15 protein-coding genes are annotated in these 14,562 nt (G+C 37.8%); 7 read left to right on the top strand and 8 right to left on the bottom strand.

Annotated elements, in window-relative coordinates; all coding sequences use genetic code 11:
• The 4 genes from purS to purE are packed head-to-tail and all read right to left on the bottom strand — an operon-like array spanning position 1 to position 2,564.
• Complete coding sequence (purS, locus tag GZH82_RS03870; RefSeq protein WP_014614277.1) at positions 1 to 261, bottom strand: phosphoribosylformylglycinamidine synthase subunit PurS; 261 nt, start codon at positions 259 to 261, stop codon at positions 1 to 3.
• Between the two features lie 2 nt (positions 262 to 263).
• Entirely contained in the window at positions 264 to 965 is a 702-nt protein-coding gene (gene purC / locus GZH82_RS03865; RefSeq protein WP_162681393.1) for a phosphoribosylaminoimidazolesuccinocarboxamide synthase, read from the bottom strand.
• Positions 962 to 2,095, bottom strand: coding sequence for a 5-(carboxyamino)imidazole ribonucleotide synthase (gene purK, locus GZH82_RS03860; protein ID WP_162681392.1), 1,134 nt, complete (start codon positions 2,093 to 2,095; stop codon positions 962 to 964). The genes purC and purK overlap by 4 nt, the downstream gene beginning before the upstream one ends.
• Positions 2,082 to 2,564, bottom strand: a complete 483-nt coding sequence (gene purE, locus GZH82_RS03855) for a 5-(carboxyamino)imidazole ribonucleotide mutase (RefSeq protein WP_162681391.1) — start codon at positions 2,562 to 2,564, stop codon at positions 2,082 to 2,084. Before purE ends, purK begins: the two co-directional genes overlap by 14 nt.
• Positions 2,565 to 2,773: 209 nt before the next feature.
• Between purE and folD the strand changes: the two genes are divergently transcribed.
• Positions 2,774 to 3,631 carry a bifunctional methylenetetrahydrofolate dehydrogenase/methenyltetrahydrofolate cyclohydrolase FolD gene (gene folD, locus GZH82_RS03850; protein WP_162681390.1) on the top strand — a complete coding sequence of 286 codons (858 nt, stop codon included), beginning with the start codon at positions 2,774 to 2,776 and terminating at the stop codon, positions 3,629 to 3,631.
• A gap of 84 nt (positions 3,632 to 3,715) precedes the next feature.
• Here folD and GZH82_RS03845 read toward each other — a convergent pair whose 3' ends face one another.
• A complete protein-coding gene (locus GZH82_RS03845; protein WP_162681389.1) occupies positions 3,716 to 4,861 on the bottom strand; it encodes a globin domain-containing protein in 1,146 nt (381 codons plus the stop codon).
• A 228-nt stretch (positions 4,862 to 5,089) separates the two neighbouring features.
• On the opposite strand from GZH82_RS03845, the gene GZH82_RS03840 reads away from it, so the two are divergent.
• The 6 genes from GZH82_RS03840 (at position 5,090) to rihC (ending at position 10,985) form a co-directional block, all read left to right on the top strand.
• The gene (locus GZH82_RS03840) at positions 5,090 to 5,425 is read left to right on the top strand and encodes a DUF5011 domain-containing protein (protein WP_019165608.1); all 336 of its coding nucleotides are present in this window, start codon (positions 5,090 to 5,092) and stop codon (positions 5,423 to 5,425) included.
• Positions 5,426 to 5,925: 500 nt separating this feature from the next.
• Positions 5,926 to 7,026, top strand: a complete 1,101-nt coding sequence (qoxA, locus tag GZH82_RS03835) for a cytochrome aa3 quinol oxidase subunit II (RefSeq protein WP_162681388.1) — start codon at positions 5,926 to 5,928, stop codon at positions 7,024 to 7,026.
• Positions 7,027 to 7,028: 2 nt separating this feature from the next.
• A complete protein-coding gene (qoxB, locus tag GZH82_RS03830) occupies positions 7,029 to 9,017 on the top strand; it encodes a cytochrome aa3 quinol oxidase subunit I (protein ID WP_162682991.1) in 1,989 nt (662 codons plus the stop codon).
• On the top strand, positions 9,007 to 9,615 hold the full coding sequence (gene qoxC / locus GZH82_RS03825) for a cytochrome aa3 quinol oxidase subunit III (RefSeq protein ID WP_162681387.1): 609 nt from the start codon (positions 9,007 to 9,009) through the stop codon (positions 9,613 to 9,615). Before qoxB ends, qoxC begins: the two co-directional genes overlap by 11 nt.
• A complete protein-coding gene (gene qoxD / locus GZH82_RS03820; RefSeq protein ID WP_014614288.1) occupies positions 9,612 to 9,902 on the top strand; it encodes a cytochrome aa3 quinol oxidase subunit IV in 291 nt (96 codons plus the stop codon). Before qoxC ends, qoxD begins: the two co-directional genes overlap by 4 nt.
• A gap of 177 nt (positions 9,903 to 10,079) precedes the next feature.
• Positions 10,080 to 10,985 (top strand): ribonucleoside hydrolase RihC, encoded by a 906-nt coding sequence (gene rihC / locus GZH82_RS03815; protein WP_162681386.1) that lies wholly within the window; start codon positions 10,080 to 10,082, stop codon positions 10,983 to 10,985.
• A 625-nt stretch (positions 10,986 to 11,610) separates the two neighbouring features.
• Here the strand turns inward: rihC and GZH82_RS03810 are convergent.
• The 3 genes from GZH82_RS03810 to GZH82_RS03800 form a co-directional block, all read right to left on the bottom strand.
• A complete protein-coding gene (locus GZH82_RS03810; RefSeq protein ID WP_162681385.1) occupies positions 11,611 to 12,249 on the bottom strand; it encodes a PepSY domain-containing protein in 639 nt (212 codons plus the stop codon).
• Between the two features lie 110 nt (positions 12,250 to 12,359).
• Positions 12,360 to 13,691 (bottom strand): glycosyltransferase, encoded by a 1,332-nt coding sequence (locus GZH82_RS03805; RefSeq protein WP_162681384.1) that lies wholly within the window; start codon positions 13,689 to 13,691, stop codon positions 12,360 to 12,362.
• A 42-nt stretch (positions 13,692 to 13,733) separates the two neighbouring features.
• Positions 13,734 to 14,549 (bottom strand): prolyl oligopeptidase family serine peptidase, encoded by an 816-nt coding sequence (locus tag GZH82_RS03800; RefSeq protein WP_162681383.1) that lies wholly within the window; start codon positions 14,547 to 14,549, stop codon positions 13,734 to 13,736.
• Between the last annotated feature and the right edge of the window lie 13 nt (positions 14,550 to 14,562).

The raw sequence follows: 14,562 nt of genomic DNA, 5'->3' as shown, positions 1-14,562 counted from the left end.
TTATTGATTCTCCTTTTCATCCAAAACTTTGTAACTATATTCTTCAATCACAGTATTCGCAAATAACTTTTCACTTAAAGTTGTCACGACATTGTGTACCGCTTCGTCAGTTGCTTCATCTACAGTCATATATAAAACTTTACCGACGCGGATATCGTTGACTTGTTCATAACCTAAGTCGTGTACAGCGCGTGTTAACGCTTGACCTTGTGTATCTAAAACTTGTGGTTGTAAAGTGATGTGTAATTCGATTGTTTTCATGATTAAAGTGCCTCCAATTTATTTAAGAAAGTTTGGTAAGTATCAATTAAAGATCCTGTATCTTCTCTATAAACATCTTTGTCAAAGTTTTCTTGTGTTGCTTTATCCCAAATACGACATGTATCCGGAGAAATTTCATCAGCGAGCAACAATTGACCTTCACGATCAACGCCGAATTCAATTTTAAAATCAACTAATGCTAAGCCCATTTCATCCATTAATTTAATCAATGCTTGGTTAATGCGTAACGCTTGTTCTTTCAACTGTGCAATCGTTGTATCATCCGCAATCCCTAACAGCTTGACATGATCATCTGTAATGAGTGGGTCATTGAGGTCGTCATTTTTATAGAAAAACTCTACAAACGGATAATCAAAAACGTGTCCTTTTTCAAATCCTAGACGTTTCGTAATTGAACCAGCTGCAATGTTACGTACAACGACTTCTAAAGGAACGATATCGACTGCTTTAACAAGTTGTTCTGTTTCAGACAGTTGCTGAACAAAATGACTATCGACACCTTCTTTTTTAATGTATTCAAAGATGTGTGATGTAATTTGATTGTTTAAGCGTCCTTTCCCAACCATTGCATCTTTCTTTGCACCATTTCCAGCTGTCACTTCATCTTTATATTCAATTCTCAATACATCCGGTTGTTCTGTTGAAAAAACACGTTTCGCTTTGCCTTCATATAAAAGACTCATTTGTATTCGTCTCTCCCTTCAAATTTTACGACCATTTGTTGTTCAGTCTTTGAAATATCATCAGTTAAAACTGTTAAATGCCCCATCTTACGTTCAGGTTTACGTGAATCTTTGCCGTAGAGGTGGACGTGCCAATCAGGATGTGCAAACAGTTCATCCTCTAACAAATCCAAATCTTTACCCAACAAATTCATCATGATTGCAGGTTTTAACAATTCGATTTGTTCAGGTAAACGATGTCCTGTGACAGCTAAAATATGGGTATCAAATTGCGAATAATCACACGCCTCAATCGAATAATGTCCTGAATTGTGTGGACGTGGTGCAATTTCATTCACATACAATTCATTTTGCTGATCAATGAAAAATTCGACTGTAAACGTCCCTACAAAATGTACTGCTTGCGTGATTTTGTCGACTTCACAACGTGCTTCTTGTTCGTGATTCGCCCGTGCAGGTACAACAGTTTTAAATAATACTTGGTTCCGGTGTTCATTTTCTTGTAATGGGAAATACACAATTTGACCTTCATTACCGATTGTGACAGTTAAAGATACTTCCTTTGCTAAGTCTAAAAATTGTTCCGCGACACATTCTTGGGTGGCAATCAGTTCACGCGCTTCATCTAATTGTGCTTCAGAAGTGAGGCGAATTTGACCTTTACCATCATATCCACCAAAACGTGTTTTCAACATAAACGGAAAACCTAACGTCTTCACCGCTTCATCTAAATCCGCTTCAGAAGTCACTTGAACAAATGGCACCACTTTCGTTCCTACTTGATCAAGTGTTTGTTTTTCTGTCAAACGGTCTTGCAACAATTGAATCGCTTGATAACTTTGTGGCACATTGTATTTTGAAACTAATTTTTGGAGCTGTTCTGCTGCGATATTTTCAAATTCATACGTAATGACGTCTGATAGTTCACCTAATCGCTCTAACGCTGGCATATCGTCGTACGCTGCGTGTATAAATTCATGTGCAACGTAACGACAAGGACACGTCTCAACAGGATCGAGTACGACAACTTTAAATCCCATTTTTTGTGCGGATTGTGCCATCATTTTTCCCAATTGACCGCCGCCGATAATGCCAACAGTTTGGCCTATTTGCAACTTATCGAAGGTCATCTTGCATCGCCTCCACTTTCTCAACAAGCGATTGTTCGTATGCTTCGAGTTTGCGTTGTACTTCTTGATCGGTCATCCCAATCATTCTTGCCGCTAAAATCCCCGCGTTTTTCGCCCCTGCTTGACCAATGGCTGTCGTCGCAACGGGTATCCCACCTGGCATTTGTACAATTGAAAGTAAAGAATCTAGCCCTTTTAAACTTTTTGACTCAATCGGTACACCGATGACGGGAAGTGTTGTCATCGAGGCCACCATTCCCGGTAAATGCGCGGCTCCCCCTGCACCTGCGATAATGGCATGATATCCATTACTGCGCGCATTTGTGGCAAAATCGACCATCATATGTGGCGTACGATGTGCAGATACTACTTTTTGATCATACGGAATATTAAATTCTTCTAACATGACACATGCTTCCTTCATAACATTCCAGTCTGAAGAACTCCCCATAATGACTGCTACTTTCACAATGAACACCCTTTCAAAAGTTTGAAATACTATTCTTAATAGTTGTATATTACAGGTATAGCATAACAAGCTTAAATTGTTTTTTCAACGCAAAAATCGAACTTTAATACTTTTTTAACATCTATATTTCGTATTTAGGTTCGTTTTTGTTATAATCAAATTGCAATCATTCGTTAACGTTCGAATTATCATGAGGAGGCTAATATTTTATGAGTGCAAAGATTTTAGATGGCAAACAAATTGCGAAAGATTATCGTCAAGGTTTACAAGATGAAGTAGAAAAATTGAAAGAACAAGGTTATACACCGAAACTTTCGGTTATTTTAGTTGGGAATGACGGTGCGAGCCAAAGTTATGTCCGTTCTAAAAAGAAAGCAGCTGAAAAAATCGGTATGATTTCAGAAGTGATTCATTTAGAGGAAAGTACTTCAGAAGCAGATGTTTTAAAAGAGTTAGATCGTTTGAACCAAGACGATTCAGTCAGTGGTATTTTAGTTCAAGTGCCACTCCCTGATCATGTAGATGAGCAAAAAGTGCTTGATGCGATTAATCCAGATAAAGATGTCGATGGTTTTCATCCTATCAATATTGGTCGCTTATACTTAGACAATGCACAATTAATTCCTTGTACACCCCTTGGCGTGATGGAATTATTAAAACACGCTGATATTGAACTTGAAGGAAAAAATGCAGTGGTCATCGGTCGCAGTCATATTGTAGGACAACCTGTTGCGAAATTATTACTTCAACAAAATGCAACTGTGACAATTTTACACTCACGCAGTCAAAATATTAGTGAACATTTAAAACAAGCTGATGTTATTGTCAGCGCTGTAGGTCGTCCAGGAATGGTGACTAAAGATGACGTGAAGCCAGGTGCTGTTGTCATTGATGTCGGCAATACACCAGATGAAAACGGTAAGCTTAAAGGCGATGTTGAATACGATGAAGTGAAAGAAGTGGCTGGTGCGATTACGCCTGTACCTGGTGGTGTGGGTCCAATGACAATCACAATGGTATTGAATAATACGTTAATCGCTGAAAAAATGCGTCACGGTATTGAATAGTAGGAAAGGGCTGGGACATAAATCGAAGCTCAAATAAAGAACAGAGGCTAGGACAAGTTTTCCCAGCCTCTTCCTTCCTCTTTTTTATACAGGTACGCTTAAACGTGGTACAAACGTTTCGAAATGGACGCGATCTTGTTCCACACCTGATGTTTGTAATGATTTAAGCATCGATTGTAAAAATGCCGTACCACCACAAACGTAAACTTCTGTATCCTCTGAAAGGTACGATTTTAATTCTTCTACTTCCAAATACCCTTCTCTATCTCTTAAATGAATGTGTAAATGATTATTTTTACCAGATGCAGTGATGCGCTCAAGCTCAGGTACAAATGCCGCTTCTGATTCAGTTGCCGCAACATGAATCATTTGTGCAGATACGTCATCACCCGCAACTTGGCGATACATTGAAATTAATGGCGTAATCCCTACACCTGAACCAATGAATAATTGAGGACGCTCTGGATTATGGATTTTGAAGCCACCCACCGGCGCAGATAAGTATAATGTGTCCCCTTCATGAAATTCATCATGTAATGCCGTCGATACTTCACCTTCATGTCCTTCATTCACGTCACGTTTAACGCCGAATGTTAAGAAATCTTTACCGCCATCAACAATTGAATAGTGTCTTTTCGCTTTGTACGGTAATCTTTCACTTTCGATATCGACTGTAATATATTGCCCTGGTGTGAATTGACTTAAATCTTGTGTTTCTGAAGTGACTGTATATGCCTTAATATCAGGTGTCACTGTCTCGATTTTTGATATTTTAAATGGTTTAAAACCATCCCAAGCCATACCTTCATAGATTTCTTTTTCAACCATAATAAATGCGTCTGCAATCACGCCGTACGCTTTTGTCCAAGTTTGAATAATTGGGTGATTTTCATCAATACCTACGACCTCTTGAATCGCCGCAAGTAAATTTTCTCCTACGATAGGATAATGCTCTGGTAATACTTGTAACGCACAATGTTTATAGCCAATTTCTTTCACTACTGGCAAAATGGGTGTCAGATCTTCAATGTTCATCGCAGCAGCCAATACAGATTGCGCGAGTGCGGTAGATTGGAATCCTTTTTTCTGGTTCGTCTGATTAAACATGTTACGTAATTCAGGGTGTTGGTTAAACATACGATTGTAAAAATTAGAAGTTATTTCTGTGCCTTTTTCTTTTAATACCGGTACTGTTTCTAAAATAATCCCTTTTTCTTCTTGCGTTAACATTGATAATCACTCCTGTTTAAAGTTTACATTCTATAGTTTATATGAATTGATATATCGTACGCTATTGATAAACAGGCTTTACACCAACTCTATAAATCATTCAATAAACTTACAAATTTTTAATCATAATTCGGTCCATAGTAGGATAGCTTATTTTGCTCAAAAATGTATAATACTAATTAATCAAACGACATCGAAATCATTGCGTTGAATGGAGGGCCTTATTTTATGAACAAAATACTTCAATCTTTATCAGCACTTGGTGTATCAGCGACACTCGTTTCACCTAATCTTAATGCAGAGGCAACTACGAATACTGTTCCCTCTATTAAAGGTGTAGAGGATTTAGTCATCAAAGTTGGCGAGGACTACAATCCTTGTGATGGTGTCAAAGCATACGATAAAGAAGACGGTGACTTAACTGATAAAATTAAGGTCAATGGGCATATCGATACAACGAAACAAGGTATCTATACATTACAATATGAAGTAACTGATTCTGATGGTGCTATCGAAACGTCATCACGTACCATTAAAGTTGTAGACGCCCCACTTAACGAGTAGCTAACAATTCAATGACTATGAATGCATAACGTTTCTTCATTTTTAATCTTCCACTTGTCCATTGTTTTATCCTAAGTATCAAAGTTGGATTTCATCATCACCCCATATAGTATATAGAGCAGACCTCACCATTCCATAATCAGGCTCTATATACTATCGCACCCTACACTTTTATTTTACACTTTTTTTCACAAACTTTTATTAGTCAATTCCCTAAATTTTAATTCAAAATCCCCTCTGTCTAAGCTATAAGAAATTTCTGTTCACAGACGTGAATTTTATTATTTTCCCCCTTTTTCTTCATTAATAAGTAAACATTGTGATATTTCACAAAATGTACACATAATTTTAATAAATCTCAGAAACGGCGCCACACCTAGAGTAACAAGGGTTTCTCTAATTTTTAATGATTGTTTTTTCAAAAAGCCACTTGTAAATATCACATATTATTTTAAAATTAATGTAAGCCCTACAATTGTAGTATTAGGAGGTCAAAAAAAGTGTCAAAATTAAAGTCTTTGCTTCTTGCATTCGGAACATTGTTTTTGCTTGCGGGCTGTTCTGATGTAGAAGTTTTAAACGCAAAAGGGCCAATGGCCAGCGACCAAAGATTTTTGATTATTTATTCAATCATCTTCATGGTTGCCATTGTTGTTGTTGTACTTATTTTATTCGCGATATTCACTTATAAATACCGCTATAATAATACGCGCGAATCTGGTAAGATGCATCACAACGCACTTCTTGAAACAGTTTGGTTCTTAATCCCTGTAATTATCTTAATTGCATTGATGATTCCAACTGTTAAAGCCTTATATCAATATGAGGAGCCACCTAAATCTGAAGATGACCCTATCGTCATTTATGCAGTAAGTGGTGGATACAAATGGTTCTTCGCTTATCCGGATGAAAAAATTGAGACGGTTAACCATCTTAAAATTCCAACTGATCGTCCAGTGACATTCAAACTTCAAGCGATGGATACAATGACAAGTTTCTGGGTTCCACAACTAGGTGGTCAAAAATACGCAATGACTGCGATGACTATGGAGTGGACTTACGAAGCTCATGAAGAAGGTACATATCGTGGCCGTAACTCAAACTTCAACGGTGAAGGTTTCTCACGTCACACATTTAACGTTGAAGCTGTGAGCCAAAAAGAGTATGATGCTTGGGTTAAAGATGCACAATCTAAGAAACAACTCGACCAGGATACATTTGATAAGCAACTTCTTCCTATCACAGAAAACAAAGAATTAACATTTAGTGGTACTCACATGGCATTTGTTGATCCAGCAGCTGATCCAGAATACATCTTCTACGCTTATGATCGATTTAACTATGCGCCAAAAGACCACAACTTCTATGATGATAAAGAAGGTGTCTTAAGCGAACCGAATAAGCCAGCTCGTAAAGCACAAATTACGAATGCCAACTATGAACGTCATGGTATGAAAGCAGCAATTCTTAAGAACGATCAACCGTTTGATAACGCGTTCAAAAAAGAGCAAAAACATACTATGGACGAAATGGAATCAATGCATGAAGGTGCCAAAGACACTGAGGCACACAAAGATCATAAAAGTGGAGGTGGACATTAATGATGGACTTTCCATGGAATGAGCTTATCGTAAAAGGTAACTGGATGATTACATTGGCTCAAATCAGTGCACCTTTCTTAGTTATCGGTGTCATTGCTGCCATTACTTACTTTAAGCTCTGGGGATATTTATATAAGGAATGGTTCATGTCAGTCGACCACAAAAAAATCGGTTTGATGTACCTTATCTGTGCTGTATTAATGTTCGTACGTGGTGGTATTGATGCAATTCTATTACGTATTCAATTAACTGTACCAGATAACCCATTCTTAGAGTCAAATCACTATAACGAAATTTTCTCAACGCACGGTGTCATCATGATTATCTTCATGGCAATGCCACTTGTAATTGGTTTAATGAACATCATTATCCCATTACAAATCGGTGCACGTGACGTTGCTTTCCCAGTACTGAACAACATTAGCTTTTGGTTGTTCGTAGCGGGTATGCTTTTATTTAACCTTTCATTTATCGTCGGTGGTTCACCAGCTGCAGGTTGGACAAACTATGCGCCACTTGCCGGTGAATTCAGTCCTGGACCTGGTGTCAACTATTACTTAATTGCCATCCAGATTTCAGGTATTGGTACTTTAGCAACGGGTGTGAACTTCTTCGTAACAATCATCCGTCTAAAATCACCAAGTATGACATTTATGCAAATGCCAATGTTCGTTGTGACAACATTTATTACAATGTTAATCATCATCTTGGCATTCCCTGTGTTAACTGTAGCACTTGCATTAATGACTGTTGACAGAGTGTTTGATACTGCATTCTTCACAGTAGCTAATGGCGGTATGCCGATGTTATGGGCAAACTTCTTCTGGGTATGGGGGCACCCTGAAGTATACATCCTTGTCCTTCCAGCATTCGGTATTTATTCAGAAATTATTCCAACATTTGCACGTAAACGTTTATTTGGACACCAAAGCATGGTGTGGGCAACAGCTGGTATCGCATTCTTGAGTTTCTTAGTTTGGGTTCACCATTTCTATACAATGGGTAATGGTGCATTAGTTAACTCATTCTTCTCAATCACAACAATGTTGATTGCTGTGCCAACAGGTGTAAAAATCTTTAACTGGTTATTTACACTACACAAAGGACGTATTTCATTCGAATCGCCAATGTTATTCGCATTAGCGTTTATTCCTAACTTTACAATTGGTGGGGTTACTGGGGTTATGCTTGCGATGGCATCAGCAGACTTCCAATACCACAACACATATTTCTTAGTGGCACACTTCCACTATACAATTGTTGCCGGTGTTGTATTTGCATGTTTCGCAGCTATGATCTTCTGGTATCCAAAAGCTATGGGGTACAAATTATTCGAAAAACCAAACAAATGGTTCTTCTGGATCTTCATGGTTGGTTTCAACGTGACATTCTTACCACAATTCATTTTAGGTCTTGATGGTATGCCACGTCGTTTATACACTTACATGCCAGAAGACGGTTGGTTCGTATTAAACGTGATTTCTTCAATCGGTGCTGCAATGATGTCTATTGCGTTCTTAATCTTTGTAGGTAACATTGTTTACAGTCACCTCAAAGCACCACGTGAAGCAACTGGTGATAACTGGAACGGTTTAGGTCGTGGTTTAGAGTGGTCTACTGCATCTGCAATTCCGCCTAAATATAACTTTGCGATTACACCTGATTGGGATGACATTGATACATTTGTTGAAATGAAAAAACAAGGTAGACACTATCTTGACAATCACAATTACAGCGACATTCACATGCCGAACGATACACACATCGGTTTCTGGATGGGTATCTGTTTCTTCATCGGTGGTTTCTTCTTAGTATTCGAAACATTATTACCTGCGATTCTAGCATTAGCTAGTATCTTCGGTTTAATGATTTGGAGAAGTTTCCAACAAGATCATGGTTACCACATCCCTGCAAGTGAAGTAGCTGAAACTGAAGCGCGCTTGAGAAAAGCTCGCCAAAAAGAAAGGGAGGCTATGAATCATGAGTCATAAAAATGTGAATACTATTGATGCTCGTACACATGAAGGCGATTTAAATAAACTCGGTTTCTGGATCTTCCTTACAGCTGAATTCGCACTTTTTGGTACACTTTTCGCAACATTGTTAACGCTCCAACATGGCGGTAGCTACGGTGGTATGTTAACAACGGATTTGTTTGAATTACCACTTGTATTAATCATGACATTCCTACTTTTAGCAAGTTCTTACACTTGTGGTATTGCAATTTACTACATGCGTAAAGAGAACAAGCAATTGTTATTAATTTGGATGATTATTACAATTATTTTAGGGATGGGATTCGTTGGCTTTGAGATTTTCGAATTTAGTCACTATGTGCATGAAGGTGCTACACCACAACTTGCATCTTATTGGTCAAGTTTCTTCATCCTTTTAGGAACGCACGGTGCCCACGTTACAGTAGGTATCTTCTGGATTATATGTTTATTAATCCAAGTTGCCACTCGTGGACTTACAAAATATAATGCACCAAAATTATTTATTGTAAGTTTATACTGGCACTTCTTAGACGTTGTGTGGATTTTCATCTTCACTGCAGTGTATATGATAGGGATGGTGTATAGCGGATGAATACAATTGTAAAACATACAATAGGCTTTATCGCCTCAATCATTTTAACTTTACTCGCTGTTTTCGTGACTCTATATACATCATTGTCATTTCAAGCAAAAGTAACAATTATTTTCGGTTTTGCATTCATCCAAGCGTTTTTACAACTCTTAATGTTCATGCACTTAACTGAAGGTAAAGATGGTCGTGTTCAACTTGCAAAAGTTATCTTCGCGATTATCATTACACTTATTACAGTTATCGGAACATACTGGGTAATGCAAGGTGGTCATGGTTCACATATTTAATCCATGACGAAAAAAGCACTAACACGTGATGTGTTAGTGCTTTTTTCATACCTTTTCTAGTATGACACTTCTATTGTACTCCCCTTTGATATTGTCACATCTTTTTTCCTATAACAGTTTTAACAAGTTGAAGCGAACGTACGTAACCATTACTATAGATAAAAAGGAGGTTTTAATATGCCCATTCCGATTATTATTGATACAGACCCTGGCATTGATGATGCAGCTGCTATTAGCTTTGCACTTCATCATCCACAACTTGACGTACAACTGATATCAACTGTACATGGTAACGTATCTATTGATAAAACTACGAGAAATGCACAACAATTGATTGAACACTTTCATTCAAACGTACCTGTCGCTTCAGGTGCATCAGAACCGCTAATTCAAAAAGCAGTCCATGCGCCTCATGTTCATGGTGAAAGTGGCATGGCAGGTTATCAATTTGAAACACCGACGACTTCGCTTGTGTCCCAAAATAGTGTAGAAACCATGAAAGAGATGTTACTTCAATCTCATACACCGATGACATTAGTACCGATTGGCCCATTAACGAATATCGCACTCTTGCTAAAAACGTATCCAGAAGTTCGTGCGCATATCCAACAAATCGTTTTAATGGGTGGAAGCGCCGGTGCAGGAAATGTCACTCCTGCTGCCGAATTTAACATTTATGCGGATCCTGAAGCGGCACACATCGTCTTTCATTCGGGGTTACCTATCGTGATGACAGGACTCGATATTGCGCGCGCATCTAATTTACCGTATGCATTACTCCCAGAAATCAAAGCAATGAATCAAACTGGGAATATGTTGTATCATCTTTTTCAACATTATCGTGGTGAATCATTTTTAGAAGGATTAAATGTATATGATGCCTACACAATCATGTATTTATGTTATCCAGAGTTATTTACAGCTCGCCCTGCTGAAGTTCATGTCGAATTAAGTGGCACACATGCTCGTGGCGCAACGTTTGTAGACTTTAACGTTACAGAAAGCCCCACACAAGTACTGATGGATATTCAAGCTAAGGACTTTCAAGCTGCTTTTCTCGAAATGTTACAATACTGCCCTTAAAACCGTAAGTTAAAAAAGGCGTTAACTTTCCAATGTACTCCACCAATTATATGAAATGCGTTTTGCTACATATGGGCACATCTCAATTTACGCATCTACAGAACAACCCATCAACAGTCCCACCCTATCACAAAGAAAAAACAGAGCGAGGTCATTCAATTTACCTTGCTCTGTCTTCCTATGGTTAAAATAAGTTGAAAAGAGATGCAACTTTTGATGATGATAATTGATTCGGATACTTGGCACTGCCCTCTTTCCCACAGCCATTAACGTAAGATTGCCGGATGGATGAGACTCCCGAGGGATAAATCAAAGGCTTAAATGTAGTTTCTGATTATTAACAGAGACGACTGTTTAACGCAGTAGCTGTCTAACTTCTCAATGCTCGTGCTTTTGAGAAGTCTAGTCAGCCTTGGGGGGCAGTACTACGAAATCTTTGTAACACATGAGATTTCTGTACTACTCCCGAAAATCCAATTCGGCTTCCATCTAGTGTACCTTTCAATCAAGCCGAATTGAGTTGAGGCAAGTTTCCTAAGAATGCGAGTCCAAGACGGTAATCTCACACAAGTGGCATGTTCTTAATGAAAAGAGCGCAAGTTCAGCAAAATATTAAGATGTCACATTAATCATTTTCTTGTTGTAAAACTTTACCAGACTTCGCATCTAATGTTAATTCCTGCTCACCATTTTGCGTCATTAATTTGATGTGATATACAAATTGACCATCATCACTATCTAATGACCATTGCTTTAAGTCACCTTGTTGCGCATCTTGTGCTTTTTTCACCGCTTCTTGATAGTCAATCGCATCTTCATAGTTAATGGATTGATTACGGTCATTGTCCATTTCTTTTTCAGTTTGTTTATTTAAGACTTTATTATCTTTATCTGAAACTTTCACTTCTGCTTCTTCGTTGTTGTTTCTTAAATCGATGTCATACACCCATTCGCCATTTTCCTTTTTAAATTCCACTTGCTTAACGTCACCATCAAATGAAGATTTTGCTGTATTAATAGCATCTTCAGGTTGCGTTTGAATGTGTTTCACGTCAATCGTTTGTGCTTTAACGTTTGGATTGCTGTCTTGTTCATCATTGTCACGATCATTGTCGTCATGCTTTTGATCATTATCCGTCGTTTGTTCTGTTTTTGTGTTATTGTCTGTGTTGCTCGTGTTTTTTTGATCATCATTATCGTCATTTCCGCAAGCTGCGAGAACAATCCCTGTTGATAATAATAAAGATATCATTTTAAATTTCATATGTTAAACGCCTCCGATTTTGTTTTGTAAAATTGATATACCCTATTGAATAGTATTTAACACATATTCATATCAAATTTATTTCAATATCGGACTAAATAATGAGACGTTTATTTCATTTGAGACTGTATTTTTCCTATATATGAATATTTACTTTCTAATGTATTGTACACGTGGAGTAATTTTTGTTTTTCATTTTGCCAATTATAAATCATTTTAGCTTTACGTGTGTTGGCACGATATCGTTCATACAAATCAGGGTGGTGCAACAATTGATTGACTGCTTCAGCAATATTGCGACTGTCATGCGTATCCGTGACAATACCTACTTCATTTTCTTCCACGACACGTTTAATTTCAGGAAAGTCACATGCAATGACAGGAACGTGCGCCATGATATATTCAAATAATTTATTAGAGCTTGCAGAATAATGGTTGAAACAAATATTTTGCAATACTTGAAAACCAACGTGTGCTTCACGAGTAATACTTGGCAACTGCTCAAATGGAACTTTATCTAAAAAGTAAATACGATCTCGTGCTTCAGACTGTTGGGCTTGTGCTTTCAATGCCGCAGTTAATTTACCACCACCTACAAACACGAGCACCCCTTCTTGAATCATCGGCATTGCTTCAATTAGTTTTTCTAGGCCGCGCCCCTGTTGTAAACCACCTTGATAAAGTAATATTTTTTCATGTGGATCGAGACCTAATTTTTCATGCAAATGGTAATGAGGCTGTTGTGCAATATCATACAATGTAGAATAGTTATAAAGCGGTTGCGGGTAAAATCCATATAGGCGTTCATTATGTTTGGCACGAGTGTGATTTTCCACGATCATCTTATCAACAAATTGCAGTAAAAAACGTTCAATTTTTCTAATACGTTCGGGATTGTAACCCGTACGATCAGACTGGACCTCATGACTGTCATAGACTAAAGGTTTTGGGTGTAATCTTAATTTTGAACAAACAATTCCTTGAGGTAATGTGTTCAAGTCGTTCGCATGGTAAATGTCTGCCTTTTGTTGATAACCTTTTACAATCATACGCGCAATAATTGCTCCATTCACAACCCATTTGCGCAATTTCTTCACTTTAATCATGGCCATGCCCGCTAATAACAATACTAAATAGCCGAGCATGAGCTTTAAATTAATCCAAAATAACCCAGCCGCAATCGTAAATGACATGCCACCGATAATAACGAGGAATTTTTTTCCATGATCTGCATAGGCTTGAATTAAAAATGGATAACGTTTAACGCGATGTACCTTAAAATGAGGCCCACGCTGTTCAAATGCCTCAATCGCTGTATTTTTCGGATCATTAATAGCAATTAAATCTACATCATAATCCGCTTCTGCCAACGCCGTACACTCTCGATTCACGCGGGCATCATTGGTGAAGTGGTTCCATACGAACATCGCTACTTTTTTCATCTTGTCATCTCCCTTGTTGTGATTATCATTAAAATTCAGCTTCTAATAAATATTCAATTCCCTCTTCATAAACAAGTTGACCAATTCAACCGTTTTATCTTTGGGTAACGGGTTATGTCCTGATTGCTTGTCACTGTATAACAGAAAATTAATGCGAGAACTATCAAGCTTATATTTATCTAGCATTTTGATTAAAGGTGTCACATGTTCCTCCATATCCTGATGACTTAAACGGTTTTGTATGTAGAGTATTTCAGGGACATGATTACATCGCTTCATATGCCTAGTACAAGAGACTCGTTTCGCATAATTTTTATTGACCTCTTCAAATGACATATCTCCAAAAACAAACTGATAGGCCTTTAGCACCGCTTTTCTAACATATCTATGGACATAAGTTTGTGGGTTATTCACAACGACGCGGGAGTTTTTATGAGACGTGGCTAACATCAGTGAAATAAATCCACCACCCGAACTCCCATAATAAGTCACGTTTTCATCCTCTACATTTAAAAGATCACTTATCTTTTGACTAATACGTGCATAATCTTCAATATAGTGCCGCTCTTTTGTGCCTAATCCCCAACCTAAATTAAGCGAGCTATCGTGAATAGTACGATCGTCTATAAACAGGCAATGCGCGTCAAAATCTTCTCGCCAACTCTTTCTTAAAAAAACTGGAGGTGTCGACTTCTTTTTATCAATCGCACCATTTGAATGAACAAGAAGTCGATGAGTATTCGGTTTAATATGAATAAAAATGTAAAAATCGATGCCGTCTACAATAAGTTTAACTTTTTGATTATTTGCCTTTAACAAGTCTTCTCGAGTTAATGTATCATAATTGAATTGAATCATTTGAGACCGCTCC

The sequence above is a fragment of the Staphylococcus sp. MI 10-1553 genome, assembly GCF_010365305.1.
Classification (GTDB): domain Bacteria; phylum Bacillota; class Bacilli; order Staphylococcales; family Staphylococcaceae; genus Staphylococcus.
This window is presented reverse-complemented; position numbering and strand designations above follow the sequence as displayed.